The following is a 25,415-nucleotide window of genomic DNA, read 5'->3' as shown; positions in this document are numbered from 1 at the left end:
ATTGCGGCGGCCCACGGATTCAAGCCGGAGTGAGGGCACACCGAGCCTAGGCGAGGTGCCGAGTGGTGGGGCAAGAGCCCTTTGCTTACTTTGGGCTGGGCCGGCATTCCGGCTTTTCCAAAGTGAGCCGCCGTAAGGGCGGAACCAATTTCAGCCATCACCCAAATAACGGATATGTACTCAACCCAACCACCAACCTGGTCGGCCCAGAGGCCGCCACGCCAAACAGCACATACATCCAATTCCCAAACCCCAACACCCCCCAAACTCCCCCTATCGCTCACTCTCCAGGGGGGAACACACAACCATGGACCCAACACCCAAAACCAGCCCCGACGAAGTCGTCACCCTGGTCGTCAAACACCTGATCAAACCCGGCCGCGAAGCCGACTACGAAGCCTGGCTACGCCGCATCGTGCGCATCGCCGGCGAACGCCCCGGCCACCTCGGCGTCGACGTCGTACGCAGCAAACAAAACCGCCTGGCGCTATTCACCTGCGTCCTGCGCTACCGCTCCACCGACGATCTGGAGCGCTGGCTCGACTCCCCCGAACGCCAAACCCTGATCAACGAAGCCGCGCCCATGCTCGCCGACGGCGACAACACCGAAATCGGTGCCGTCAACGAATTCTGGTTCGCCCCGCTGGCCGACAGCGCCGCCAAACCCCCGCGCTGGAAACAAGCCGTGGTCACCCTATTCGTAATCCTGCCGCTGACCCTGCTAATCCCGATCATCTGGGGCCCGGTGCTGCGCCTGCACCCGTTCCTCTCCAACTACGTAGTCGCCACGTTCCTTGTCACCGTCACCATCGTGCTGCTGGTGGTCTACCTGCTGATGCCGGCCGCCACTCGCCTGTTCGCTCCCTGGCTTGAAGCCTCTGTAAAGGAAACCCTATGAACGCCGATCTGATTCTGTTCAATGGCCAGTTCCACACCGTGGACCGTGAAAACCCACGCGCAACCGCCGTCGCCATCCACCAGGGCCGTTTTGTCGCGGTCGGCACCGACGGCGAGGCCATGGCTTTGCGCGGCAGTGGTACCCAGGTCATCGACCTCAAGGGCCGCACCGTGATCCCCGGCCTTAACGACTCGCACCTGCACCTGATCCGTGGCGGGCTGAACTACAACCTTGAGCTGCGCTGGGAAGGCGTGCCGTCCCTGGCCGATGCGCTGCGCATGCTCAAGGATCAGGCGGACCGCACACCCACGCCGCAATGGGTGCGCGTGGTGGGCGGTTGGAACGAATTCCAGTTCGCTGAAAAACGCATGCCGACCCTTGAAGAGCTGAACCAGGCCGCGCCGGACACGCCGGTATTTGTGCTGCACCTGTACGACCGCGCCTTGCTCAACCGCGCCGCCCTGCGCGTGGCCGGCTATACCAAGGACACGCCAAACCCGCCGGGCGGCGAAATCGTGCGCGACAGCAATGGCAACCCCACCGGCATGCTGGTGGCGCGGCCCAACGCGATGATCCTCTATGCAACCCTGGCCAAAGGCCCGAAATTGCCGCTGGAATACCAGGTCAACTCGACCCGCCAGTTCATGCGTGAACTCAATCGTCTGGGCCTCACCAGTGCCATCGATGCCGGTGGTGGTTTCCAGAATTATCCCGATGACTACGCGGTGATCGAGCAACTGGCCAAGGACGAGCAGCTGACGGTGCGCATCGCCTACAACCTGTTTACGCAAAAGCCCAAGGAAGAACTCAGCGACTTCAAGCACTGGACTGGCAGTGTCACCCTGCACCAGGGCGATGACTACCTGCGTCACAACGGCGCCGGTGAGATGCTGGTGTTTTCGGCGGCGGATTTCGAAGACTTCCTCGAACCGCGCCCCGACCTGCCGCTGACCATGGAACAGGAACTGGAACCGGTGGTGCGCCATCTGGTCGAGCAGCGCTGGCCGTTCCGTCTGCATGCCACGTATGACGAATCCATCTCGCGCATGCTCGACGTGTTCGAGAAGGTCAACCGCGATATCCCGTTCAATGGCCTGCCGTGGTTTTTCGATCATGCCGAAACCATCACGCCGAAAAACATCGAGCGCGTGCGCGCCTTGGGCGGCGGTATTGCGATTCAGGATCGCATGGCGTTCCAGGGCGAATATTTTGTCGAGCGTTACGGCGCCAAGGCTGCCGAAGCCACGCCGCCGATCAAGCGCATGCTCGCCGAAGGCGTGCCGGTAGGGGCGGGCACCGATGCCACGCGGGTGTCGAGCTACAACCCCTGGACCTCGCTGTATTGGATGGTCAGCGGCCGCACCGTCGGTGGCCTGGAACTGCACGCCGAAGGCCTGCCGCGCCTGACTGCGCTGGAGCTGTTCACCCACGGCAGTGCCTGGTTCTCGTCGGAGCAGGGCAAGAAAGGCCAGATCAAGGTCGGCCAGTTGGCGGACGTGGCAGCGTTGTCGGCGGACTTTTTCAGTGTCGATGAAGAAGCGATCAAGTGGATCGAATCGGTGCTGACCGTGGTCGGCGGCAAGGTGGTGTACGGCGCCGGCGACTTCGAAGATTTCGCCCCGCCGCGCGTGCCGGTGCTGCCGGACTGGTCGCCGGTAGTCAAGGTGCCGGGCCACTGGCGCCCAAGCTCGCCCGTGCAAGCCCAGGTGCATCAATGCAGCGGCCCGTGCGGCGTGCATTCCCATAGCCATGAAAAAGCGCGTCTTTCCAGCGTGCCGGTCAGCGACTTCCAGGGTTTCTGGGGTGCGTTTGGCTGCTCGTGTTTTGCCTTCTAAAACTCCCCCTCTCAATCAAAAAAAGGAGCTACCCCATGACCTACAAACGCTTGAACAAAGACGACGCGGTGGTGCTGTTGGTGGATCATCAGACCGGTTTGATCTCGCTGGTGCAGGACTTCTCGCCCAACGAATTCAAAAACAACGTACTGGCGCTGGCCGACGTGGCCAAGTTTTTCAAGCTGCCGACCATCCTCACCACCAGCTTTGAAACCGGCCCCAATGGCCCACTGGTGCCGGAGCTGAAAGAACTGTTCCCGGACGCGCCGTACATCCCGCGCCCTGGCCAGATCAACGCCTGGGACAACGAAGATTTCGTCAAGGCGGTGAAAGCCACCGGCCGTAAACAACTGATCATTGCCGGTGTGGTCACCGACGTGTGCGTCACCTTCCCGACCCTGGCCGCGCTGGCCGAAGGCTTCGAGGTGTTTGTGGTGACCGACGCGTCCGGCACCTTCAACGAAGCCGTACAACGCGCGTCGTGGGCACGCATGAGTGCGGCCGGTGCACACTTGGTGAACTGGTTCTCGGTGGCCTGCGAGCTGCAGATCGACTGGCGCAACGACATGGAAGGCCTGGCCAACCTGCTGTCGCCGCGCATTCCCAACTACCGCAACCTGATGAACAGCTACTCGGCGTTTACCGCCAAGTAACCCCCCACCTGATCGTTCCCACGCTCAGCGTGGGAATGCCTCCCGTGACGCTCCGCGTCACCTCTCACGCCGGACGCAGAGCGTCCGCAGCTGCATTCCCACGCAGAGCATGGGGACGATCGGTTGTGGTGTGGCGACTGACAGGCTATAAAACCGCAAAATGTCCACCGAGAAGCGACAATGAACCCCTTCGAAGACATGCGCCTGTTCTGCCAAGTCATGGAGTCCGGCAGTTTCACCGCGGCCGCCGAGCAATTGGGCTTGTCCAAACAGTTCGTCAGTCGCCGCCTGATCCAGCTGGAAGACCGTCTCGGCGTGCGCCTGCTTAACCGCTCCACGCGCCGCCTGGACGTTACGCCACTGGGCCAGAGTTACTACGAATCCGCCTTGCGCCTGCTCAGTGAAGTCGAGCAAGTGGAGCAGGGCATCGCCGGCCAGAACAGCGAGCCGCGCGGCACGATTCGCCTGAGTGCACCGTTGTCGTTTGCCATGGCTCACCTGGGCTGCCTGTTGCCGTCGTTCCTGCAGCGCCACCCGCACGTATCGGTGGAAGTCGACCTCAGCGACCGCCCCGTGGACTTGATCGGCGAGGGCTACGACCTGGTGCTGCGCATCGGCACCCTTGAAGATTCCACCCTGATCGCGCGGCGTATCGCCAGCGTGCAGCGGGTGTACTGCGCCAGCCCCGAGTACTTGGCCCAGCGCGGCACACCGCTCAAACCCGATGACCTCGCCGCCCACGACTGCCTGCCCTACGGCCACGGCCGCCAAGTGCAATGGCGCTTCCAGACCAAGGGCAAGCTGCACTCGCTGAATGTCAGCGGGCGCATGCGCGTGAATAACGGCGAGTTGTTGCGCGACACGGCGATTGCCGGGTTGGGTGTTACTTACCTGCCGACGTTTATCGTCGCTGACGCCTTGAAAGATGGGCGCCTGGTCACGCTGCTGGAAGACTTCGCCCCCGACGCGCTGACCCTGTCGGCGGTGTATCCCCAGCATCGGCAAAGCTCAAGGCCGGTGCAGGCGCTGGTGGAATTCTTGCGTGAGCGCCTAGCCGGGGGGTGCTGAGCCACTGACACAACACAGAACAACTGTGGGAGCTGGCTTGCCTGCGATAGCGATATATCAGTTGAAACTATGCCAACTGAACCACCGCTATCGCAGGCAAGCCAGCTCCCACATTTTAATTGAGGTTTGGCTCAGAGATCGACGAGGTTCACCAACTCCGAACCGTCCACATACCGCTGCAAATTTGCCAGGAACGTCTCGGCAATCTCCTCTTTACTGTTGGTCGAAATCGCCGAGGTATGCGGCGACAACCTTACCCGCGAATGGCCGTACAACGGGTGCCCATCCGGCAGCGGTTCCGGCTCGGTGACATCGAGCGACGCCAGCCCAATCCGGCCATTATCCAGCGCCTCCAGCAACGCCTCCTGATCGAGCAAACCACCGCGCGCGATGTTGATCAGGTGCAACCCCGGCTTGGCGCTGCCGAGCACATCGCGGTTAACGATATGCCGCGTGCGCTCGGTCAGCGGCGCCGCGAGCACCAGATGGTCGGCGCGGGCGAACAGGTCGTGGATATCCCGAGCGGCTTCTACGCCGTCCACGTCAAAAGGTGCAGGGCTCTGGCGCAGCGCAACCACGTTGATGCCGAGCGCCAACGCTTTTTGCGCAAGGCTTTTACCAATCGCGCCAAAACCGAGGATGCCCAAAGTGGTGCCCTTGAGCGGGCGCAATGCGGTGAAATTCCACTGCGCATCCTTCACCCAGATAGCCGGCAAGTGCTTGGACGCGGCAAAGATCGCCGCCAGGGCGAACTCGGCGAGGTTGTCGGCGGCGCTGCCACGTGAAGTGGTCACCGGTGGGCCGTTGAACAGCCATTGCGGGTAGAAGTCGATGCCCGACGACACCAGATGCACCCACTGTGCACCATACGGCCAGCCTGGCGGCGGGGTGTCGGGCGCGGTGTAGCCGCGCACGTTGATCGGGCGCAGCAACAGAATATTGGCCTGAGGCGGCAAGTCACTCGGTACGCCGACGGGCACGCCGATCACCTGGGCTTCAGGATGAATCGAGGCGAGGCGTTCGCGGATCACCGCGTTGTAATCTTCGTCCAGCTGGCTGGCAATAATCACCTGACTCATGCGCGTTCCTTATTCATTTCGGGCCACGTTGGGCGAACACAGCTTTGCCGACGCCTTGCAGCACGGCGTCGTTTTGTGGGGTATGCACGCGGCTGCACAGCACGTCGCGGTAGTGGCGTTGCAGCGGGCTGTGGCGTGACAGGCCAGGGTTGCCCGAGGCTTCGATGGCCAACTCGACGGCGCGGATCGCATTGCCGGTCACCAGGTACTTCAACTGCGCGGCATTCGCGGCCGGTGTGTGACCTTCGGCGGCGGCATCCAACAGGCTGCGGTTGGCAAACAGCAGCGTGTCGATATGCCCGACGGTTTCCTGAAAGCGCGGCAAGGTCGACAGGGCTGCACCGAGATTGGATGGCTTGCGCTCCTCCAGCCACTGCACCAGCCAGTCCCGCGCAGCCTGGGCCACGGCGTCATACACCGAGGACAGCAGCACCGACATCCACAGCAAACCGTCGCCATCCAACTCCGGCTGCGGTGCACTCCAGGGGCTGACGCTGACGGCGTGGTCCAGCGGCACCCGCACGTTGTCGAGTACCACTTCATGGCTGCACGTGGCGCGCATGCCGAGGTGGTCCCAGGTGTCGATGATGCTTACGCCGGGGCTGTCTTTGCGCACCAGCCAGGCGCCCACCAGCGGGTCGGCGTCATCACTGCGCGCCCACACGCTGAACCAGCTCAGGCCGTGGCTGCCGGTGGAGTAAATCTTGCGTCCACTGATGCGCCAACCCTCGGCAGTGCGCACGGCGGTGGTCGCCGGCAGGCCGCCACGCGCCGGCGTGCCCAGGTCGGGTTCGACGCGCAAGGCGTTGATCAGCGCGCCGTTGCGCACCGCGTCTTCAGCCACCTGCACGCGCAAGTGTGGGGGCCAGGTCTTGCTGTCTTGCAGGCGCGTGTGTTGCAGGTACTGCATCACCAGGATCAGCGCGGTCGACGGCTCGCCTTTGGCAATCGCGCTGATCGCCTTGCGTGCCTGGGGCAAACTCGCACCGCCGCCGCCGAGGGCCTTGGGCACGGTGAGCGCGACCAGGCCGTGGTCGTGCAGCCGCTTGAAATTTTCGTGGGGGAAGGCGCCGCTGTCGTCGTACAGGTGCGCAGTGCTCGCCAGCTCGGCGCTGAGGCGTTCGAGCAAGGCGTCGAACTGCGCCGATCCTTGTGGGAGCTGGCTTGCCTGCGATGGCGGTGGGTCGGCCACCTGTAACGCATGCCCAGAGACCGCTATCGCAGGCAAGCCAGCTCCCACATTCGCGAGTCGGTTCAGATGTTTGCTCATGCCAGCACTTCCTGCTGCTCTTCGACCTCAGCGGCCACGCTGTAACGGTTGGCTGGCACATCCAGACCGAGGTTGTCGCGCAGGGTATGGCCGGTGTATTCGGTACGGAACAGGCCGCGCTGTTGCAGCACCGGCACCACCAGTTCGGTGAAGTACTGCAAGCCATCGGGCAGCACCGAGTTGATGATGAAACCATCGCTGGCGCCGGACTCGAACCAGGTCTGGATCGCATCGGCGACTTGCTCCGGGGTGCCGACAAAATCGCGCTTGGGCCGCGAGAAGCGCAGGGCCACTTCACGCAGGGTCAGGCCTTCGTCCTTGGCCAGCTGCTTGATGCGGTCGGAGCCGCCTTTCTGGCTGTTGGCACCCAGGTCGCCGAGCTCCGGGAATGGCGCGTCGAGTGGGTATTGGCTGAAGTCGTGGTCGTTGAACGGGCGGCCAAGGGCGACAATGGCGTCCTCCACGGTGACCAGGTCCACGGCCTGCTGATAGCGGCTTTCCACCTCGGCGGCATCACGCCCGACAATCGGGCGGATGCCCGGCAGGATCGACAGGCTACTGGCGTCACGCCCGAAGCCTTTGGCGCGGCGCTTCAAATCGGCGGAGTAGGCTTTGCCTTCTTCGAGGGTTTCGACGTGCACGAAAATCGCATCGGAATGCTCGGCGGCAAAGTTGCGCCCATCCTCCGAGGTGCCGGCCTGGAAAATCGCCGGCTGACCCTGGCGCGAACGCGCGATGTTCAGCGGGCCTTTGACCGAGAAAAACTCGCCTTTGTGGTTCAGCGCGTGGAGCTTTTGCGGGGTGAAAAATTCGCCGCTTTGCTTGTTGTAGGTAAAGGCGTCGTCTTCCCAGGAATCCCACAGGCCCTTGACCACGTTCAGGTGCTCCTTGGCGATGCGATAGCGCACGGCATGCGGTGGGTGTTCGGCCTTGCCGAAGTTATCGGCGGTGCCGCTGAGCCATGAAGTGACCACGTTCCAACCGGCGCGGCCGCCACTGATGTGGTCCAGGGACGCAAACTGGCGTGCCACCTGATAGGGCTCGGTGTAGCTGACCGTCACCGTGGCGACCAGGCCAATGTTCGTGGTCAGCGCGGCGAGGGCCGAAAGAATCGTCAGCGGCTCAAAGCGGTTGAGGTAATGCGGGCTGGATTTGGCGTGAATATGCAGACTGTCGGCGATGAACACGAAATCGAATTTGGCGCCTTCGGCCAATTCGGTCTGCTGCTTGTAGAAGCCAAAATTCGTACTGGCATTCGGTTGCGCCTGCGGGTGGCGCCATTCGCCCCAGCCGTGACCGACGCCGTGCACCATAGCCCCCAGCTTCAAATGGCGTGCTTTCAAGTGACGTGGCTTGCTCATGTTCTGCTCCTTGCTTAGCGCGATGCTTGGGAAGTGGGGAAACGCTCGGCGTTAAAGCTCTTGTCGAAGCCTTGGGACACGTCGATGCGCTTGGGCAGCAGGCCTTCTTGTTGATAGGTGTCGGCCGTGGCCTGAAGGCCTTTGATCACCGTGTCGTCAATGATGACGGGGCTCAGGTGGGTGTCCTTGGCCACCTCCACGTGCACGGCCAACGGCAGGCCAGTGATCCTGGATTGGGCGGCGGCGTATTCATTGGGGTGCACGTTGGCCCACGCATAAGCGCGATCGACACGGGCGACAAAGTCGTCCAGTTGCACGCGCTTGTCGGCGATGGCCTGGCGGGTGGCGGCGAAGTACAGGTGATTGCTCAGCAGCTGGTTGCCGCTGACCAGTACTCTGGCCTGGCTTTGTGCGGTGACCACGGTGGTGTAAGGGTCCCACGTGGCCCAGGCGTCGACCGTACCGTTATCCAGCACCAGGCGGGATTCTGCGGGCAGCAGGAAAATGAATTGCACATCCTTGGTAGACAGCCCGGCGCTGGCCAGGGCCTTGATCGCCAGGTAGTGGCCGATGGAACCGCGCCCGGTGACGATTTTCTTGCCCTTGAGGTCGGCCACCGTCTTGATCGGCGAGTCCTTGGGCACCACCAGGGCGGTGGTGTTGCGCCCTTCGGCGTGGATGATGCTGACCACTTTGAGCGACGCCCCGGCGCCCAGGGCGAATACGTAGGGCGCATCGCCGAGCGCGCCGATATCCACGGCGCCGGCATTCAAGGCTTCGCCCAGTGGCGAGGCGGACGGGAACTCCGACCACTGGATTTCGTAAGGCACATTCTTCGTCTCGCCGGAAACGTCCAGCAGCGCCTTGATCGTCGATTTCTGATTGGCGACCCGCAGCGGTTGCAGGTCGGCGGCGTGGGCGCTGGAGATCAGGCCGAAGGCCAGGGCAGTACCCAGGAGCAAGCGTTTGAACGGGGTGGAAATGAGCATGGGATGCGGGCTCCAGGCAAAACGGATAAGAGGTTGGCTACCTCCGCCTGGAGAAGGGGTCGGTGTGTGGCTTCACGTTATTCCCATAAAAACTCGCTGTGAAGTTCTTTTTGGTTATATGTTAATTATTAAAATAATTGATTATGTGTTGATTGATTATTCCCTTATTGCATTTGGTGCTGCGCTGCGCGCCCACGCAAAAAGCCCACTCGCTATGGCTGGGGCGTTTATGGCGAGCAGGCTGAGGGCGACTGCGCCGTATTGAAAGCGAGATGCAGGCATGGGGCTGTTTCCTGTGGGAGCTGGCTTGCCTGCGATGGAGGTGTATCAGCCAGAAAAATGCCAGCTGAAAGACCGCGATCGCAGGCAAGCCAGCGCCCACAGAAGAGGTTGTGTATGAGATCGGGTGCAGGCAGGCTGCGGTGGGTCAGATCACATAGAAGCCGTGGGTGCCGTCGCGTGCCAGTTGCTCGACCAGGCCGAACTCCCAATCCAGGTACGCCTGCATGGCTTCCTTGGGGCTGTCGGTGCCTTCGTACGGTCGGCGGTAGCGGTCGATGCGTGGTGAGGCGAGGTGGGTTTCACCGGCTTCCAAGGGCAATTGCTCGGCGATCCAGTGGGTGGTGCCGCCTTCCAGCAGGAACACCGGCTTGCCGGTCAGCGCCTCGACTTCGGCCACGGCCAGGCGCGCCAGCTGGCTGCTGCCGCAAGTCAGCACATAACGTTCGGCAGGCGGCACCTTGGCCAGCGCCTCGGGCAATTGCGCACGCAGGGCCCAGTGGGCGCCGGGGATATGGCGCTTGACGTAATTGACGCTCGGGGTGAAATCCAGCACCGCGGTGTCGCCATGGGTGAGCCACTCCGCCAAGGTGTGCGGGCTGATCAATTCGGCTTGCTGCGGCGCCGGCACCGGGGCAACCCAGGCACCGTGCTCGCTGAAATGCGCCGCTTGCAGGTCGTCCAGCACATGCACGTCCCAGCCCAGTTGCGCGAGCCAGGAAGCGGACATATTGGCGCGCACGCCGTCGTCATCCGCCAGCACCAGGCGCGCACCGCGCACGCTGGCGACGTGGTCGGTTTCCTGCACCAACTGGCCGCCCGGTGTGGAGCGCGCACCGGGCAAGTGGCCGGCTTCGAATTCTTCCGGGGTGCGTACATCGAACAGGTAAGTGGTGCGCGTGGGTTCCTGCTGCCAGCGTTGCAGGTCGGCCAGGGTGGCGCGGCCGACGCGGGCTTTATCGGCCACGCGGCGCGCATCCTGGGCGGCGATCTGGCGGTGTTCTTCGCGGGTCGGCGCAAAGCGGCGCGACTGGCCGTGGGCGAGTTTTTGCCCGGCCAGGGTCCAGCCGATGGTGCCGTTGCGCAGCGCCGACACCGGGTTGGCGATGCCGGAGTTGATCAGCGATTGAGTGCCAATAATGCTGCGCGTGCGCCCGGCGCAGTTGACGATAATGCGCGTGGCCGGGTCCGGCGCCAGTTCACGGGCGCGCAGCACCAGCTCGGCACCGGGCACGCTGATGCCGGTGGGAATGCTCATGGTCTGGTATTCGTCGAAGCGGCGTGCGTCGAGCACCACCACGTCGGCCTGGCTGTCGAGCAGGGCTTGCACTTCTTCGGCGGCCAGGGACGGCGTATGGCGCTCGCTCTCAACCAGTTCGCCAAAGGCTTTGCTCGGTACGTTGACGTCGATAAACAGCTCGCCACCGGCTTCGCGCCAACCGTTCAAACCACCTTCAAGCAGGCTGACCTGACTATAGCCCAGCGCAACCAGGCGTTCGGCGGCACGTTCGGCCAGGCCCTCGCCGTTGTCGTAGACAGTGACCTGGGTATCGCGGCGTGGAATGCGCGCGTACACCTCAAGCTCCAGTTTGGACAGCGGGATATTCGCAGCGAACAGCGGGTGGGACTCGGCAAACGGCGCTTCTTCGCGCACGTCGATCAGCGCGACTTCTTCACGGTCCAACAGGGCCTGGCGAATCTGGGCAAAGCTGCGGTTCGATACGGTGGTCATAGGGCAGGGCTCTTTTCTTTGGACAAATCCCAGATGTTCGGGAGGTAGGCGTTGGAATAACCGGAGATAAACAGTTTCTCGCTGCCGTCGGGTTGATACACCGCGCGGCGCACGGCACCGATATTGGCGCCGTACACATGAATGCTGATCGACACCTGGTCACGGTGGGCATTGCTGACTTGATGGATATCGCCGACCTTGGGCGACACGGCTTCGACCTGGCCCGGCAGCAACTGAACCGGCTTGCCTTCGGCGATCAGGCGGCCGTCGGGCGCACGCTCAAAGCCTTGGGAAAACTCCGAGCCGCGCAGCATGCCAATCAGGCCCCACACACGGTGGTCATGAATCGGCGTGCTTTGCCCCGGCCCCCACACAAAGCTGACGATGCTGAAGCGCTGGCGTGAATCGGCATGCAGCAGGAATTGCTGGTAGCGCTCGGGGTCGGGTTGGGCGTAGTCGTCGGGGAGCCAGTCATCATGGCTGACCAGTTGCGCCAGCAGCCTGCCGCCACGGTGCAGCAGGTCACCTTCGCGTGGGTTGCCGTCAATCAGTTCCGCCAGGGCGCCTATAAAGGCTCTGAGTCTCTCGGGGTGTCGGGCCTGGGTCATGGCAATTCCATCCGGTGCTTTGATAGGTGCATGTCGATGGGCTTATCTAAGCATAATGTTTATAGTTAATATGCTATTTTTTAATGATTAGCTTATAGCCGAAGGTAATTTAGAACTGGTCTGAATAGCGTTAGACGTTATCGATCACAGCGCGGGCTATCCAGGCAGCGTTCCGGCAACTATGCTTGATACACATCTTAATGACTGTTCTCTATGTGCGGCCCAAATGAAAATTGACGATATCGATGCCTTTGTCGAAGTGATTCGTTGCCAGTCCATCAGCCATGCCGCCGAGTCGTTGCAACTGACCCAGCCGGCCATCACTCGCCGCGTGCAGAACTTCGAGCAGGCGCTGGGTGTGGAGCTGTTCGACCGTAACACCAAACCCCTGAAGCCTACGCTGATCGGCACCCGGGTTTATGAACAATGCCGGTTGATCCTGCGTGAAATGGATGCCCTGCGCGAACTGGTGGCCACCGACGCGCCGCCCACTGGCGTGTTGCGCCTGGGCGTGCCGCAGACCATCGGCGATGTGGTGCTGCTGGATGCGCTCAAACATCTGCGCACCGAATACGCCGACCTGCGCGCCCAGGTCGCCACCGGCTGGGGCAGCCAACTGGTCGGCAAGATCGAACGCGGCGAGCTGGACGCAGCGGCGGCGCTGTTTCCGGCGGGCAAGATTTTCCCCGACAACATCGTTGGCGAGTCCATCGGCAAGATGGAACTGGTGGTGGTGTGCGCCAAGGCGCAGCTGCCGAAGAAGCCCTGCAAGCTGGCCGATGTGTATCAGAACGGCTGGATTCTCAACCCGGACGGCTGCGGTTTTCGTGCCGGTTTGCAGCGCACCTTGTCCGATCAGGGCCTGGCACTGCGGGTGAACCTGGAAACCTTCGGCACCGAATTGCAGTTGGGCTTGGTGGCCGACGGTCTGGGCCTTGGCCTGGTGCCACGGCCGCTGCTGGAACGCAGCGCTCACCGTGATCAACTGGCGCTCATGCCGCTCAAGGACTTCAAGCCGGTGATGGATTTGTGGCTGATCTATCCGCATTTTCTCGGCAACCTGCAAGGGCCGGTGGATGCGTTTGGCAAGCTGGTGGCGGCGTCGTTGCACAAAATTCGCAACGCCGCCTGATCCCTGTTGATGCTCGTTCCCACGCTCTGCGTGGGAATGTCTGCTGTGACGCTCTGCGTCACCCTGTGGGACGCGGAGCGTCCCGGGCTGAATTCCCACGCGGAGCGTGGGAACTATCATAAAAAAATATAATAATTAGCTTAGATTAAAATGTGCTTTTTATTATCTTTCAGCTTCCCCTAGGCTGACTGGAAGTCCTTAAGGCCATCCAGGAAGTTTTGCCATGAGCAGCGTCACCTCGATCTCCAGCATCTCCAGCAATGTTCGCCAGCGCGTGACGCCAGAAGAGTGGGAGGTGCGCGTCAAACTGGCCGCGGCCTATCGATTGGCGGCGTTGTACAAGTGGACCGACCACATCTACACGCACTTCTCCGCCCGTGTGCCGGGGCCGGAAGAGCATTTCCTGATCAATGCCTTCGGTTTGCTGTTCGATGAAATCAGTGCGTCCAACCTGGTCAAGGTCGACCTCGACGGCACCATCGTCGATGACCCTACGGGCCTGGGCATCAACTACGCCGGGTATGTGATCCACAGCGCGATCCACGGTGCGCGCCCTGACTTGCAAGCGGTGCTGCACACCCATACCCGTGACGGTATTGCGGTGTCGGCGCAGAAGGACGGGCTGCTGCCGATTTCCCAGCATTCCATCGTGTTCTCCGGGCGTGTGGCGTACCACGGCTATGAAGGCGTGGCGCTGGACCTGGACGAGCGTGAGCGATTGGTGGCGGACTTGGGCGACAAGAGCGTGATGATCCTGCGTAACCACGGCTTGTTGACGGCGGGGGTGAGTGTTGAACATGCGTTCCAGCAACTGCAGGGGCTGGAGCGTGCGTGCAATATCCAGGTCGCGGCGCAGGCGGGCGGCAATGCGGAGTTGATCTTCCCGCCAGCGGAGGTGGTAGCCAAGGTTGAAGAGCAGGCCAAGGTGTTCAGCAACGGGGCCGGGCCGGGCGTGGCGCGGCATTGGAATGCGTTGATTCGGCAGCTTGAGCGCACTGATACGGAGTATAAGGATTGATTGTTGGGTGGGGCTTAGCCAAAGCCTGCGTTCGGCCAGCGTGGTTGACGGGGCGCCTCAGATCAAAATCAAGATCAAGATCTACAGCACGACGGCCTGGTAGCCGACCTGAGTGGTAGAAGCAAAAGCACAGCAACACACTTTTGTCTGATGCAATGCGATCCAAATGTGGGAGCGGGCTTGCTCGCGAATGCGGTTTATCAGTCAATTCATCTGTCACTGACCCACCGCATTCGCGAGCAAGCCCGCTCCCACAATTTGACCGAGTCCAAACCGTCAGTCTTCTGTGCTTTGCTTTTCTGTGGGAGCTGGCTTGCCTGCGATGGCATCAACCCGGTGCACCTGACATACCGAGGTGTCCGCATCGCAGGCAAGCCAGCTCCCACATTTGACCGAGTACAGGCTGAAGATCAGCACCACATCTAACGGATTTACTGAGATCCAAATGTGGGAGTGGCGGTGCGATGATTCGACTTGCTCGCGAATAAGGTGGGTCAGCCGGCTCGTGTCACTGATACACCGCTTTCGCGAGCAAGCCGGCTCCCACAATTCAACCGAGTCAAGCCACCTGTTTCGCCCGCTCACGCTCCGCCACCAACTGCCGCGTCAGCGGAATCAAGCGCTTGCCATAATCAATCGCGTCATTCAGTGGATCAAACCCACGAATCAGAAACGTGGTAATCCCCAGGTCGTAGTAATCCAGCAACGCCTCCACGACCTGCTCAGCAGTGCCCACCAACGAGGTGGAATTGCCTTGCGCACCGAGCAACCCCGCAATCCCCGTCCACAACCGCTTATCCAACCGCGACCCTTGCGCCGCCGCCGCCAACAACCGGCGCGAGCCCTCGTTCGGTGGTTCACGCCGCACAAACCCATTCTGCTCAGCCAGCGCCGTGGCCTGCTGCAAGATCGTCTCGGCACGTGCCCAGGCCAGTTCCTCGGTCTCGGCCAGGATCGGCCGCAGCGACAAACTGAAGCGAATCGTACGCCCATGCTTGGCCGCTTCCGCACGCACCTGGGTCACGATTTCGCGCACTTGCTCGTAGGTTTCGCCCCACAGCGCATACACGTCGGCATGCTTGCCCGCCACTGCAATCGCCGCCGCTGATGAACCGCCAAAGTACAACGGAATGTGCGGCTGTTGCGGCGACTTCACCGTCGAGTGCGCGCCTTCCACCTGGTAGTACGTGCCCTTGAAGTCGAAGGGTTTCTCACTGGTCCATTCCTGGCGCACCACGCTGAGGTATTCGTCGGTGCGCGCATAGCGTTCGTCCTTGCCGATATGGCTGCCATCGGCGCGCAGTTCGCGGTCGTCGCCGCCGGTGATGATGTGCACGGCCGTGCGCCCGCCGTTGAATACGTCCAGGGTGTTGAACTGGCGTGCAGCCAGCGTGGGCTGGGCAAAGCCTGGGCGGTGGGCGATCAGAAACTGCAGTTTTTTAGTCACGCTGGCGGCATGCGCGGCGATCAGCGTGCTGTCCGGGCTGTTGGAGTGGAAGGCCACCAGGGCGCGGTCGAAGCCGGCCTCTTCGTGGGCGCGGGCCACGGTTTCGACGTAGTCCGGTTGCAGGGTCGGGCCGCTGCGCGGGTGGATCTCGGATGCGTGGTGGCCGCCGATATAGCCGATAAATTCAATGCTCATGGTCTGTCCTTGTTCAGTACGGGATCAACACCTCCTCCGGGCGTGGGGTCGGTCACTCGCGTCAAAAGTAAGGGCAGTGGCCGGGTCTGTAAAAGGCCTGTTGGTTCTAACCTAAGTATTAAAATGCAGAATTATTTCAATAAGTCTTTATAAATAAGGTGCATTAAGAGAAGCCGCTAGAAACTCAACCGAATCTCCGCGCACAGCCCGCCACCCGCGCGGTTGCTCAAGGTCAGTGAACCACCGATGGCCACCGCCAACTGCTGCGCAATCGCCAAGCCCAGGCCGGTGCCACCGGTGCCGCGATTGCGTGAGCTTTCGACCCGATAAAACGGCTGCAGGGCCTGCACCAGTTCGTCCTCGGCAATTCCCGGCCCACGGTCGAGCACCTTGATCGACAGCTGCCCGGCTGCGGTCGAGCCGATTTCCAGCTGCGCGCTGCCGGCGAACTTCAGCGCATTGTCGACCAGGTTCACCAGCACCCGGCGCAACGCGTGGGGGCGGGTGTCGAGCACCACCGAGCTTTTGCCACTGAGGCTGACCTGCTTGTGCATGTCCTGGTAGTCAAACACCAGGCTGTCGAGAAAGGCATCGAGGTTGATGCGGTGACTGGCTTCGGTGGCGCCGTGCACGCTGCGCGCATAGGCCACGCCTTCGCGCACCAGGTGTTCCATTTCACCCAGGTCGCTCCAGAGTTTGTCGCGCTCGGCGCAGTCTTCCATGAACTCGGCGCGCAGCTTCATGCGCGTAATCGGCGTTTGCAGGTCGTGGGAAATCGCCGCGAGGATCTGCATGCGCTCCTTGAGGTATTCGGCGATGCGCTGTTGCATTTGATTGAACGCCGCCGCCGCATGCGCGACTTCGGTCGGGCCGTGTTCGTCCAGCGGCGTGGGGGGGGCGTTGGGGTCGAGGGTTTCCACCGCTCGCGCGAGCCGCGTCAACGGGCGGATCGCCAGACGCACCGCCAGCCAGGTGCAGCCGAGCAACAGCGCCAATTGCAGGATCAGTACCACCGGCAACCAATACGCCACAGGCAGGGCGGCGGGGCGCACGTCGATGGTGATCGGGCTGCCGTCGGCCAGGGTCAGGTGCGCCTGGAAGTGTTTCTGCAGGCCGGGAATGTCGCGAAACGTCAGTGCGTACTGCGCGCCCAGCGCGTCCGCAATCGAGGTGGCGGCCATTGGCACGTCATCACTGTTCATCGGCTCGCCGGTCTCACCGGCACTCAGCAAATAGTGATAGTTCTGGCGGTCGATACGCGGCAGCCAACTGGCGCGCTCGTTGGCGGGCAGGCGGTCGAGGATTGCCACCGAGGTGGATACATCGTTCTCCAGGTTGCCGAGCATCGCGGTGCGCGCGCTGATATAGCGCTCGTAAAACTGCGCGCAGAACGACAGCCCATGGGCGCACACCAGGCTGATCAGAAAGATCAGCGACAACTGCGATGCCAGCGTGCGTGGCCAGCCCACGCGCCACTTCATTGCTCGGCCCCGAGGATTTCCACAGCGAGGGAGAACACATAACCCTCGCTGCGCACGGTCTTGATATAGGCCGGTTCGCGGGCATCATCCAGCAGGCGTTGGCGCAAGCGACTGACCAGCAGGTCGATGGAGCGGTCGAACAGGTCCGCGTCACGGCCCTGTGTCAGGTTGAGCAATTGGTCGCGGTTGAGCACGCGTTGCGGGTGGTCGAGGAACACCCGCAGCAGGCGATATTCGGCGCCGCTCAGGGCGACCAGCGTGTCGTCTTCGTCGAGCAGATGGCGGGCGGTGGTGTCCAGGCGCCAGCGGCCAAAACGGATCAGCCGCCCGGTTTCACTCACCACCAGATTCGGCGGCAGCATGCGCGTGCGACGCAGCACGGCGTTGATGCGCGCCAGCAGTTCGCGGGCGGCGAAGGGTTTGACCAGGTAATCGTCGGCGCCCATTTCCAGGCCGATGATGCGGTCGGTTTCATCGTTGCGTGCGGTGAGCATCAGTACCGGCGTGGCTTTGTGCTTGCCCACCCGCAGCTCGCGGCACAGCTGCAAACCGTCGTCGCCGGGCATCATGATATCCAGCACAATCAGGTCAACCGGCGTGGTGTCGAGGAAGCTGCGCATCTGGCGGCCGTCGGCGACCACGGTGGTGCGCATGCCGTTTTTCTTCAGGTAATTGCCCACCAGCTCGCGGATCTCGCGGTCGTCATCGACGATCAGGATGTGGTCGACATGATCCATGCTGCGTTCCTCGTTAAATGCTCATGGGCCGCAGTCTAGCCATCGCCGCAGGCTTTGCCTTGTGCCCTTTGTATTGCAGTGTATCTGGCGATAATGAGATACACAGCGAAGCAAAAAGGCTGACCGGGGTCGTTCAACCCAGCAAGGCCTCGAACGCCCGTTGCACCCGTGGCTCGTCACTGTGGGCCACATTGAAACGCATCAAGTTGAGGTGCGCCGGGTCGTAGCCGAACAGCGCGCCCGGCGCCAATACCAGGCTGCGTTTTAATGCCTCCTGGGCCAGCCGCTCGCCATTCACGCCCGGTGGCAGGTGCGCCCAGATAAACATCCCGCCTTCATACGCCATCGGCAACTCACAACCGCAGCGTTTCAACCATTGCTCGACACGCCCGCCGGCTTCCATCAGCCGCTGCACCACGCGTTTGCGGTGCTTGGCGTAGCTGCCTTCACTGAGCATGCGGTAGACGAGCTGCTCGAACAGCTCCGAGGTGACGCCGCCGCTCATCAGCTTCATGTTGGTCAGGTTCGCCGCGAGTTGCGGCGCCGCTACCACGTAGCTAACGCGGGTGTTCGCACTGAGGATCTTGGAGAACCCCGACAGGTAAGTGACCTGGTCCAGGCCGGCGAGGGCGGCCAGGCGTGGCGGCGGGTTGGGGTGCAGGTCGCCGTAGAGGTCGTCCTCGATGATATGGCAGTGGTATTGCCGGGTCAGTTGCAGCAGGCGAAACGCCTGGCTGGGGCTGAAGGAATGGCCGGTGGGGTTGTGCAGCACGCTGGTGGTCAGGTAGAGGCTGGGGCGATGCTCGGCCAGCAGCTGTTCGAGGGCGGCGAAGTCAAAGCCGTCGGGGCGGCGCTCGAGGGTCACCACCTTGACCCCGTGCAGCGCCAGGTTGGCGTGGAAGTTGAAGTAGCACGGCGCATCCAGCAGCACCGTGTCGCCGGGGCGTGCGAGCAGGCGCATAAGCATGTCCAGGCCTTGCACGGTGTTGGGCGTGGTGATGATTTGCTCCACCGGCACCGACAGCCCATCGGCGTGCAGCTTCTGTTGCAAGGCCTGGCGCAACGGCAATAGCCCTGCCGGCGTACCCAGCCCGGCAAGGCGCAGCGACGGCGCGCGGACCACGCTGCGCATGGCTTGGCGGATGGCTTCGTTGTTCAGCCAGTCCTCCGGCAAGTGGCCGCTGCCGGGGCGCAACTCGCCGCTGGCGGTTACCAGGGGGCGGCGCAGCACGCTGAGCAGGTCCTGGGGCAGCAGGTCGACCCAGTTCGCCGACGCGGGGCGAGCGCTGTCCATCGCCACAAAGTAGCCGCGGCCCTGGCTGGAGGTCAGCAAGCTGCGCCCGCGCAGGCGGTCCAGCGCTTCGTTGAGGGTGAACTTGCTGACGCCCAAGGTCTGGGTCAGCTCACGCACCGAAGGCAACTTGCTGCCGGGCGCCCATTCACCGCCCTCGATGGCCTGGCTGAACGCCTCGACAATCTGCTGGACCTTGGGCGTGCCTTGGACAAAGGCGATGGCGGATACGAACATAAACCTTCCTGGTATTTGCCGGTTATTTTACCGGTGAAGTAAGGCGGGATTAGGCATTACTTTACCTGCCTTGCGCAAGGCGGTGGCTCTAGACTGCGGGCCATCGACGACAGGAATAACTCCATGCCAAGCCAATTGCTCAACCCCGGCGCACCGTTTTGCATCGCGGTGGCCCAGCAGAAATACCTGGCGGCTGAAAAAGGCCTGCAAAGTGCCCTCGACGGTGGCTTTACCCACTGGTACATCGACGGCAGCCTGTTGGGCGAAAGGGCCGAGGACTGGACCGATGCGCGTATCGCCAGCCTGCAGGCGAAGATTGCGGCAAGCGGCGTTCAGCCGATCTTTCACAGCAACTTCAAGGCGCCGCTGAGCAGCGATGTCGGGGCGTTCCGTGCGGCGGCGGTGGAGTACGTGGAAAAAGAGATCGATATTGCCAGCCGTTTGGGCGCGCCGCTGATCATCCACGGCGGCTGCATCGTCGGGCCGCAACGGGTGCAGGAGGCCAAGGCGATTGCCCTGGCGCAGTACCTCAAATCGGTGCGGGCGCTGGCGCAGTATGCCGAGGCCAAAGGCACGGATATCTACCTGGAAAGCCGGTCCAACTACGTCAACTACCGAATATTTACCGACGAAGCGCAATTCGCCTCGGTGTTCGAACACCTGCAGGCGCACAGCAATGTGTACTGCCTCCTCGACGCCGGCCATGCCGCCGTCGACAACGGCTTGGCCGCGCATGTACTGCGCACGTATCACGCGTTGATCAAGGGCATTTCCTTCAGCAACAACCCGGGTGTGCAAGACGCCAGCGACTTCGCCGACGTGGTGCGGGCTATCGTCGACACCCAGTGGAAAGGCCTGGTGGCGTTCGAAACGTGCAGCCAGACCGTGGAGGCCGCCTTGGCCGGGCTGGCGCGTACCTTCGCTGTGGTTTCTTCCAACCCAGGTGTCGGCCCATGACCAGCGCGTTAACGCTCTCTTCGTTTCTCTACTTTCTACTGTTTTGCGCCACCATGACCTTCAGCCCCGGGCCGATGACCCTGCTGTTGTTGGGGCTGGGCTTGAAAGACGGCTTGCGCAGTTCGATCCCGGCGCAGATCGGCGCCAGCGTGTCGTACCTGATTTCGATCCTGATCTTTGCCGTGGGCTTTTCGGAATTGATCAAGGGCAACCTCGCTATTACCCAGACCCTCCAGCTCGTGGGTGTGGCCTACATTCTTTACCTGGCTTACAGGCAGTGGACCAGCAGCGGCGTATCAATCGACAGGGTCGGCGCCGTGGAGGGTGCGCGCAGCCTGTTCGGCAAAGGCCTGTTGACCGGGTTTTCCAACCCCAAGACCATCATCATGTTCAGCGCCGTATTCCCGCAGTTTGCCGGGGCCGGGGAGCACACTTCAACGGTGGATATCGCCATCCTCGGGCTGACCTTTCTGACGCTGCAATTTGCCAGCGGTTGCCTGTACTGCTATTTCGGCCAGCGCATCAAGCATGTACTGGAAAACCCCAAGCGCCGGGTGATGTTGCAACGGGTCACGGCGGTGTTGCTACTGGGTGTGGCGTTGATGTTGGCGCGAGGATTTTCCCACTGAAGTATTAGCCTATAAGCGGTAGTGGCGATTTGACGTTGCCCTGATAGACTCCAGGCATTCATCCAGGATCACACCAGACCATGCCAGCCGCCGGAGGAAACGGACTTCCGCTCGCTTCACGGTTGTATAAGTCGCGCGCCTTGGGTTTGTCGCTCGGCTTTGTGTGCGTGGTGTTTGGCATGTATCCCTTGCACCCGCTGCTGTGGGTGTGGGCCTGGATGTTGATCAATGCCTTCGTCTGGCCGCACATCGCCTATCAATGGTCACGCCGCGCCAGCAATTCACTGCGCAGCGAACGCCGCAACCTGCTGTTCGATTCCTTTTGCGGTGGGTTCTGGGTCGGCGCCATGCACTTCAATCCGCTGCCCAGCGTGACCACGCTGTCGATGATGACCATGAACAATGTGGCCATCGGCGGGCCACGCTTTATGTTGGCGGGCTGGGTGGCGCAGGCATTGGGCGTGGGCGCCTCGTTGCTGGTGTTCGCCCCGGCGTTTATTGCCGTAACCACTGAAACCCAGCTGTACGCCTGCCTGCCGATATTGATGGTGTATCCGCTGGCCCTGGGCTGGATCTGCTATCGCCAGGCCGTGACCCTGGCTCGACACAAGCGCGAACTGCTTGCCCTGAGCCGCACCGACAGCCTGTCCGGCCTGCTCAATCACGGCGCCTGGAAGGATCATCTGGAAATCGAATTCCAACGCTGCCGCCGCGAGCAGGTCGGCGCTGCCATTGCGCTGATCGACATCGACCACTTCAAGACCATCAATGACACTTACGGCCACGTCACCGGCGATATCGTGCTGCGCCAACTGAGCAAAATACTGCGCCAGAACCTGCGCGTTACCGACCTTGCAGGCCGTTACGGCGGCGATGAGTTCTGCGTGATCCTGCCGGGCATGCCGCTGCACCGCGCCACCGAAGTGATGGACGCCTTGCGCGATCGTTTCAACGCGCTGGCCTATGCCCAGGACCCGACGCTGCGCGCCAGCTTGAGCATCGGCCTGGCGCCTTTTCAACCCGCGCATGCCGATTCCACCAGCTGGCTCAACGACGCCGACCAGGCATTGTATGAGGCAAAAAGCAGTGGGCGTAACCGCGTGAGTTCGGTGCAAGGGAGTTGGTTGCGGTCGGTTTAGTGGGGTAGGGTGTCGCAGCCCCTCCCAACAAAAACACAAGGATCGGTCCATGCTCTTCACCTTCTCCCGTACCCTCCTGGCCGCGACCCTGGCCTTGTCCTTCGCCGTGCCGGCCTACAGCGCCGAACCGCACAAACAGATCCAGGCCGATTCCGAACAGTACAAGGCCGAAGCCCTGAAACTGCTGGAACGCCTGGTGAATATCGATTCGGGCTCCGGCTACGAGCCCGGCCTGACTCAAGTGCGCGACATCGCCGTGGATGAATTGAAGCAGCTGGGTTTCAGCATCGAACTGGTGCCGGACAAAGCCGCCAATAACAGCCATGTGATCGCCACCCTCAAGGGCACCGGCAAGGCCAAGATCCTGCTGATGGCGCACATGGACACCGTGTTCAAGGAAGGCTCGGCCGCCGAGCGCCCGTTCCACATCAAGGACGGCCGCGCCTATGGCCCCGGCGTGATGGATGACAAAGGCGGCATCGTTGCCGGCATCTACGCGCTGAAAGTCCTGAAAAACCAGGGCTTCAAGGACTATGCGCAAATCACCTTCCTGCTCGACGCCAGCGAAGAAACCGGCTCCGAAGCCGCCTCCGAGCTGATCCGCACCACCGCCAAAGGCCACGACGTCACCCTCAACCTCGAACCCGGCCGCCCAGCCGACGGCCTGGTGGTATGGCGCAAAGGCAGCGCCACCGCCGTGGTCGAAGTCAAAGGCAAAGCCGCCCACGCCGGCGTCGCCCCGGAACTGGGGCGCAACGCCGCCATGGAAGCCGCACACCAGATCCTGCAACTGGGCAAACTGGGCGACGAAGAGAAGAAAACCACCATCAACTTCACGGTCATCAAGGCCGGTGACCGCACCAACGTCATCCCCGACCAAGCCACTGCCAAGGCCGACGTACGCGCGGCCTTGCCGGAAGAGTTTGACCGGATCGAGAAAGACCTGGCCCGTGTATCAGCCAACAAATTGATCCCGGACACCGAAGTGAAGACCAGTTTGCTGCGCGGCTTACCGCCAATGCCGCAAACGCCGGAGTCGGACAAGTTGGTGGCAATCGCCCAAGGGATTTACGGGGAGTTGGGGCGTAAGTTGACCATCGAAGGCAGCGGCGGGGCGGCGGATGCAAGCTTGTCGGCCGGGGTGGGTACGCCGACGTTGGACGGGTTTGGGATTGTGGGGGGAAATATTCATACCCCAGAGGAATATGCAGAGGTGGAGAGCGTGGCGCCGCGGATTTATCTGCTTAGCCGGATGATTGTGGAGCTTTCGAAGCGGTGATTTGTAAGCAGGGCTTGCTCATTCTCTAAGGGTGAGTCTGGCTCTGTGGCAAGCACGCTACTTGTTGCAAGCAGGCGTGCTGTGGCGAGCAGGCTTGCCCTGCGTTGGGTTGCGTAGCAGCCCCAAAACTGAAGACGCGGATCTGGCTTCAGAACCGCGTCGGGTTTATTGGGGCTGCTGCGCAGCCCAGCACGAGCAAGCTCGCTCGCCACAGTGTTTGACGGCGTGTCAGTGAGGCAGGTGTTTTTACCATGTGGATTGGTCTTCGAGGCTGGCTTTTTGGAGGTCGTCTTTCCACCACTCATTTGTCAACCTATAAATGTCCTCGAAGAAGGCTCTTGGGTTCTCCATAGCGCTCCATCCCCAGGGTAGGGAGCAGTAAAAACCAGGAGCCGGGCTAAATTCTTGCGAGAAGTCATAAGTTTCATCATCAAGCGCAGCACCTAAAGTGTCGACTAAGAGTTTTCGATGCCGGTAATTCAAATCTGAGCTTTTATTTATTATGTACTTTTTTATTAATTTTTCCCTGTCTGACTTAAGGTCGATGTTGTAGGTTGAAAATATCTCGCCCAAGGTTTCTTCGCGGTCATAAATGTCGAACGGTGAAAGGAAGTAACGAATCTTTGGTTGGTAGGATGTATTTAGAAAAGGGTGTTTTAACATCAGTCGTCACTCACTGGAAATACGGTATAGAGGTTTTTGGTTTCGCGATCAAATTTCGCGATCGCTGTATTCATGTCTTCGTCATATACTGGGTTGTTCGGGTCGCCGGGGTTTGGTATGTATCCTTTTCCACAGTCCAGTAACTCCATTCGGACTATAGGGTTTCCGTAGTAATCCTCCCCTGTGAATGGCTCCAGATTCCGATCTGTTCTTGTGGTGGCTTCATTCAGGGCAGCGAGTTGCACACTGTGGCTTTTGAATTGAGTGCTGAGTTGCATAGGTTGATTTTACCTTTGGGTAAAAGATTTTAGAGGATTTGATCTTGTATTGGTTTCTCTTCGATCATTTCGTTCTTGTAGTTTTTGAGTTGTTCGAGTAGCACCCTCATGAAGTCTTTCTTGTCAGCTATTTCATCTTCGAAATATGTGTCAAAGAGGTAAAAGACAGACTCAAAATTTTCATCTGTAGCCAAGAAGTATTCGAGCGTATCTATAAACCACTGTTGCTCATCTTCTTTATATGAGAGGAATTCTGGCTTTGTCAATGCGTCGAAAAGTTCCGCAAGCTCTTTGGGGTCGTTGATGTTTTTCGAAGCTATAATCTCCTCTCTCTCTAGGTCTCTGGTGTTTTCAATGCAGTAAGTAAATAGTAGTCCGCGAAGTATGGTAAGTTTTGGGTGTTTTTTCATTTTTAAAATTCCGTAAAGGCGGTGATAGGTTTGCCGTCTCGGTTCAAGTAGACGATGGCTTTTCTCTGTGTTCCATATGTCAGGCCATCTCTTTTGTAGCCCTCACCTATAATCTTTCCCATATCTATCGGGTCAGGTGTGTCTGGTCTACCATTAAGTCTGAGAATTAACAGTGCACGGTCAATTGCATTTAATTGATCCCTGTGGCTCAGAAAGCGTGTGGCCGCGCTTGGTGGCCTGGGTTCACCCGTTCGTCTCCCTCTAACGAACCTCTCAATTTCCCCTGTGGTGGGGTTTCTAGCTGTTATTACACGCTCACGTTGAGATTCTAGTGTCGTCTGAGCACCGTGTTTTTCCAAGAAGTGTGCCTCTGGGATAGACCCCTCTAGTTCTGATAAACGCCGGTAAGCGTTGGCTTCTCCAAGCTCATTAATGCGTGCCTGTCGCTGTGCGCGTGCCTGTTGCGGTAAAGCGGGTTCCCCGAGTTCAACTCCCGCTGTCGGATTTTGAACAGAACTGTCTGGCTTGCACCCATCCCCGCCGGGACATGTGTTCAAGCCCAACGGATCCACCCACCCCGTAGGATTAGGCACGTACTGGTACGCGTTGATCCCACCTGCCAGCTTCACCGGGTCAGGCGTCAGATAGCGACCAATATCTGGATTGTAGTAGCGGTGGCGGTTGTAGTGCAGCCCGCTTTCCGGGTCGAAGTATTGGCCTTGGAAGCGCAGCGGGTTGTCGATTTTGTTG

23 protein-coding genes are annotated in these 25,415 nt (G+C 61.0%); 10 read left to right on the top strand and 13 right to left on the bottom strand.

Going from position 1 to position 25,415, the window contains the following annotated elements; translation table 11 throughout:
• The first annotated feature begins 307 nt into the window (after positions 1-307).
• The 4 genes from L8I05_RS29220 to L8I05_RS29205 all read left to right on the top strand — a co-directional run bounded on the left by L8I05_RS29220 (position 308) and on the right by L8I05_RS29205 (position 4,454).
• On the top strand, positions 308-898 hold the full coding sequence (locus L8I05_RS29220; protein ID WP_242176639.1) for an antibiotic biosynthesis monooxygenase: 591 nt from the start codon (positions 308-310) through the stop codon (positions 896-898).
• Entirely contained in the window at positions 895-2,733 is a 1,839-nt protein-coding gene (locus tag L8I05_RS29215; protein WP_242176638.1) for an amidohydrolase, read from the top strand. The genes L8I05_RS29220 and L8I05_RS29215 overlap by 4 nt, the downstream gene beginning before the upstream one ends.
• Before the next feature lie 35 nt (positions 2,734-2,768).
• Positions 2,769-3,386 carry an isochorismate family cysteine hydrolase YcaC gene (ycaC, locus tag L8I05_RS29210; RefSeq protein WP_128590381.1) on the top strand — a complete coding sequence of 206 codons (618 nt, stop codon included), beginning with the start codon at positions 2,769-2,771 and terminating at the stop codon, positions 3,384-3,386.
• 180 nt (positions 3,387-3,566) lie between these two features.
• Positions 3,567-4,454, top strand: a complete 888-nt coding sequence (locus tag L8I05_RS29205; protein ID WP_242176637.1) for a LysR family transcriptional regulator — start codon at positions 3,567-3,569, stop codon at positions 4,452-4,454.
• Positions 4,455-4,585: 131 nt separating this feature from the next.
• Here the strand turns inward: L8I05_RS29205 and L8I05_RS29200 are convergent, their stop codons facing one another.
• The 6 genes from L8I05_RS29200 to L8I05_RS29175 all read right to left on the bottom strand — a co-directional run bounded on the left by L8I05_RS29200 (position 4,586) and on the right by L8I05_RS29175 (position 11,772).
• Positions 4,586-5,533, bottom strand: coding sequence for a D-isomer specific 2-hydroxyacid dehydrogenase family protein (locus tag L8I05_RS29200; protein WP_242176636.1), 948 nt, complete (start codon positions 5,531-5,533; stop codon positions 4,586-4,588).
• 13 nt (positions 5,534-5,546) lie between these two features.
• Positions 5,547-6,803 (bottom strand): acyl-CoA dehydrogenase family protein, encoded by a 1,257-nt coding sequence (locus L8I05_RS29195; RefSeq protein WP_242176635.1) that lies wholly within the window; start codon positions 6,801-6,803, stop codon positions 5,547-5,549.
• Positions 6,800-8,164: an LLM class flavin-dependent oxidoreductase gene (locus L8I05_RS29190; protein WP_242176634.1), complete on the bottom strand. Its 1,365-nt coding sequence runs from the start codon at positions 8,162-8,164 to the stop codon at positions 6,800-6,802. Before L8I05_RS29190 ends, L8I05_RS29195 begins: the two co-directional genes overlap by 4 nt.
• A 14-nt stretch (positions 8,165-8,178) precedes the next feature.
• Positions 8,179-9,153 (bottom strand): ABC transporter substrate-binding protein, encoded by a 975-nt coding sequence (locus tag L8I05_RS29185; RefSeq protein WP_242176633.1) that lies wholly within the window; start codon positions 9,151-9,153, stop codon positions 8,179-8,181.
• Between the two features lie 427 nt (positions 9,154-9,580).
• Positions 9,581-11,164 carry a rhodanese-related sulfurtransferase gene (locus L8I05_RS29180; RefSeq protein ID WP_242176632.1) on the bottom strand — a complete coding sequence of 528 codons (1,584 nt, stop codon included), beginning with the start codon at positions 11,162-11,164 and terminating at the stop codon, positions 9,581-9,583.
• Positions 11,161-11,772: a cysteine dioxygenase gene (locus L8I05_RS29175; protein ID WP_242176631.1), complete on the bottom strand. Its 612-nt coding sequence runs from the start codon at positions 11,770-11,772 to the stop codon at positions 11,161-11,163. The genes L8I05_RS29180 and L8I05_RS29175 overlap by 4 nt, the downstream gene beginning before the upstream one ends.
• Before the next feature lie 226 nt (positions 11,773-11,998).
• Here L8I05_RS29175 and L8I05_RS29170 point away from each other — a divergent pair, with 226 nt between their 5' ends.
• Positions 11,999-12,904: a LysR family transcriptional regulator gene (locus tag L8I05_RS29170; RefSeq protein ID WP_242176630.1), complete on the top strand. Its 906-nt coding sequence runs from the start codon at positions 11,999-12,001 to the stop codon at positions 12,902-12,904.
• A 223-nt stretch (positions 12,905-13,127) separates the two neighbouring features.
• Positions 13,128-13,922: a class II aldolase/adducin family protein gene (locus tag L8I05_RS29165; protein ID WP_242176629.1), complete on the top strand. Its 795-nt coding sequence runs from the start codon at positions 13,128-13,130 to the stop codon at positions 13,920-13,922.
• Between the two features lie 559 nt (positions 13,923-14,481).
• On the opposite strand, the gene L8I05_RS29160 is transcribed toward L8I05_RS29165, so the two are convergent.
• From L8I05_RS29160 to L8I05_RS29145, 4 genes are all read right to left on the bottom strand, one after another.
• Positions 14,482-15,564 carry an LLM class flavin-dependent oxidoreductase gene (locus L8I05_RS29160; protein ID WP_242176628.1) on the bottom strand — a complete coding sequence of 361 codons (1,083 nt, stop codon included), beginning with the start codon at positions 15,562-15,564 and terminating at the stop codon, positions 14,482-14,484.
• 176 nt (positions 15,565-15,740) lie between these two features.
• Entirely contained in the window at positions 15,741-17,045 is a 1,305-nt protein-coding gene (locus L8I05_RS29155; protein ID WP_242176627.1) for a HAMP domain-containing sensor histidine kinase, read from the bottom strand.
• Positions 17,042-17,782: a response regulator gene (locus L8I05_RS29150; protein ID WP_159955481.1), complete on the bottom strand. Its 741-nt coding sequence runs from the start codon at positions 17,780-17,782 to the stop codon at positions 17,042-17,044. Before L8I05_RS29150 ends, L8I05_RS29155 begins: the two co-directional genes overlap by 4 nt.
• A gap of 133 nt (positions 17,783-17,915) precedes the next feature.
• Positions 17,916-19,310 carry a PLP-dependent aminotransferase family protein gene (locus L8I05_RS29145; protein WP_242176626.1) on the bottom strand — a complete coding sequence of 465 codons (1,395 nt, stop codon included), beginning with the start codon at positions 19,308-19,310 and terminating at the stop codon, positions 17,916-17,918.
• Positions 19,311-19,433: 123 nt separating this feature from the next.
• Between L8I05_RS29145 and L8I05_RS29140 the strand changes: the two genes are divergently transcribed.
• From L8I05_RS29140 to L8I05_RS29125, 4 genes are all read left to right on the top strand, one after another.
• Positions 19,434-20,267 (top strand): TIM barrel protein, encoded by an 834-nt coding sequence (locus tag L8I05_RS29140; protein WP_242176625.1) that lies wholly within the window; start codon positions 19,434-19,436, stop codon positions 20,265-20,267.
• Positions 20,264-20,896, top strand: a complete 633-nt coding sequence (locus tag L8I05_RS29135) for a LysE family translocator (protein ID WP_177018964.1) — start codon at positions 20,264-20,266, stop codon at positions 20,894-20,896. The genes L8I05_RS29140 and L8I05_RS29135 overlap by 4 nt, the downstream gene beginning before the upstream one ends.
• Before the next feature lie 80 nt (positions 20,897-20,976).
• Positions 20,977-22,035 (top strand): diguanylate cyclase, encoded by a 1,059-nt coding sequence (locus L8I05_RS29130; RefSeq protein WP_242176624.1) that lies wholly within the window; start codon positions 20,977-20,979, stop codon positions 22,033-22,035.
• A 49-nt stretch (positions 22,036-22,084) separates the two neighbouring features.
• Positions 22,085-23,314 (top strand): M20/M25/M40 family metallo-hydrolase, encoded by a 1,230-nt coding sequence (locus tag L8I05_RS29125; RefSeq protein WP_159955491.1) that lies wholly within the window; start codon positions 22,085-22,087, stop codon positions 23,312-23,314.
• A gap of 246 nt (positions 23,315-23,560) precedes the next feature.
• Here L8I05_RS29125 and L8I05_RS29120 read toward each other — a convergent pair whose 3' ends face one another.
• The 3 genes from L8I05_RS29120 to L8I05_RS29110 form a co-directional block, all read right to left on the bottom strand.
• The gene (locus L8I05_RS29120; protein WP_242176623.1) at positions 23,561-23,977 is read right to left on the bottom strand and encodes a hypothetical protein; all 417 of its coding nucleotides are present in this window, start codon (positions 23,975-23,977) and stop codon (positions 23,561-23,563) included.
• 307 nt (positions 23,978-24,284) lie between these two features.
• Entirely contained in the window at positions 24,285-24,665 is a 381-nt protein-coding gene (locus L8I05_RS29115) for a hypothetical protein (protein ID WP_242176622.1), read from the bottom strand.
• A gap of 2 nt (positions 24,666-24,667) precedes the next feature.
• Positions 24,668-25,415: RHS repeat-associated core domain-containing protein (locus tag L8I05_RS29110; RefSeq protein WP_242176621.1), on the bottom strand; the 748-nt coding region annotated here is incomplete at its 5' end.

Origin of the sequence: Pseudomonas sp. MONT-RG-20F-20-E-7-02, assembly GCF_022662395.1 — a bacterium.
In the GTDB taxonomy this organism is placed as follows: Bacteria; Pseudomonadota; Gammaproteobacteria; order Pseudomonadales; family Pseudomonadaceae; genus Aquipseudomonas.
This window is presented reverse-complemented; position numbering and strand designations above follow the sequence as displayed.

Coding starts and splice junctions, on each gene's coding strand:
- L8I05_RS29165 (WP_242176629.1), top strand. CDS start 13,128: ATGAGCAGCGTCACCTCGATCTCCAGCATCTCCAGCAATGTTCGCCAG.
- L8I05_RS29145 (WP_242176626.1), bottom strand. CDS start 19,310: ATGTTCGTATCCGCCATCGCCTTTGTCCAAGGCACGCCCAAGGTCCAG.
- L8I05_RS29205 (WP_242176637.1), top strand. CDS start 3,567: ATGAACCCCTTCGAAGACATGCGCCTGTTCTGCCAAGTCATGGAGTCC.
- L8I05_RS29170 (WP_242176630.1), top strand. CDS start 11,999: ATGAAAATTGACGATATCGATGCCTTTGTCGAAGTGATTCGTTGCCAG.
- L8I05_RS29180 (WP_242176632.1), bottom strand. CDS start 11,164: ATGACCACCGTATCGAACCGCAGCTTTGCCCAGATTCGCCAGGCCCTG.
- L8I05_RS29195 (WP_242176635.1), bottom strand. CDS start 6,803: ATGAGCAAACATCTGAACCGACTCGCGAATGTGGGAGCTGGCTTGCCT.
- L8I05_RS29215 (WP_242176638.1), top strand. CDS start 895: ATGAACGCCGATCTGATTCTGTTCAATGGCCAGTTCCACACCGTGGAC.
- L8I05_RS29220 (WP_242176639.1), top strand. CDS start 308: ATGGACCCAACACCCAAAACCAGCCCCGACGAAGTCGTCACCCTGGTC.
- L8I05_RS29130 (WP_242176624.1), top strand. CDS start 20,977: ATGCCAGCCGCCGGAGGAAACGGACTTCCGCTCGCTTCACGGTTGTAT.
- L8I05_RS29135 (WP_177018964.1), top strand. CDS start 20,264: ATGACCAGCGCGTTAACGCTCTCTTCGTTTCTCTACTTTCTACTGTTT.
- L8I05_RS29200 (WP_242176636.1), bottom strand. CDS start 5,533: ATGAGTCAGGTGATTATTGCCAGCCAGCTGGACGAAGATTACAACGCG.
- L8I05_RS29160 (WP_242176628.1), bottom strand. CDS start 15,564: ATGAGCATTGAATTTATCGGCTATATCGGCGGCCACCACGCATCCGAG.
- L8I05_RS29115 (WP_242176622.1), bottom strand. CDS start 24,665: ATGAAAAAACACCCAAAACTTACCATACTTCGCGGACTACTATTTACT.
- L8I05_RS29190 (WP_242176634.1), bottom strand. CDS start 8,164: ATGAGCAAGCCACGTCACTTGAAAGCACGCCATTTGAAGCTGGGGGCT.
- L8I05_RS29185 (WP_242176633.1), bottom strand. CDS start 9,153: ATGCTCATTTCCACCCCGTTCAAACGCTTGCTCCTGGGTACTGCCCTG.
- L8I05_RS29175 (WP_242176631.1), bottom strand. CDS start 11,772: ATGACCCAGGCCCGACACCCCGAGAGACTCAGAGCCTTTATAGGCGCC.
- L8I05_RS29155 (WP_242176627.1), bottom strand. CDS start 17,045: ATGAAGTGGCGCGTGGGCTGGCCACGCACGCTGGCATCGCAGTTGTCG.
- ycaC (WP_128590381.1), top strand. CDS start 2,769: ATGACCTACAAACGCTTGAACAAAGACGACGCGGTGGTGCTGTTGGTG.
- L8I05_RS29125 (WP_159955491.1), top strand. CDS start 22,085: ATGCTCTTCACCTTCTCCCGTACCCTCCTGGCCGCGACCCTGGCCTTG.
- L8I05_RS29140 (WP_242176625.1), top strand. CDS start 19,434: ATGCCAAGCCAATTGCTCAACCCCGGCGCACCGTTTTGCATCGCGGTG.
- L8I05_RS29150 (WP_159955481.1), bottom strand. CDS start 17,782: ATGGATCATGTCGACCACATCCTGATCGTCGATGACGACCGCGAGATC.
- L8I05_RS29120 (WP_242176623.1), bottom strand. CDS start 23,977: ATGTTAAAACACCCTTTTCTAAATACATCCTACCAACCAAAGATTCGT.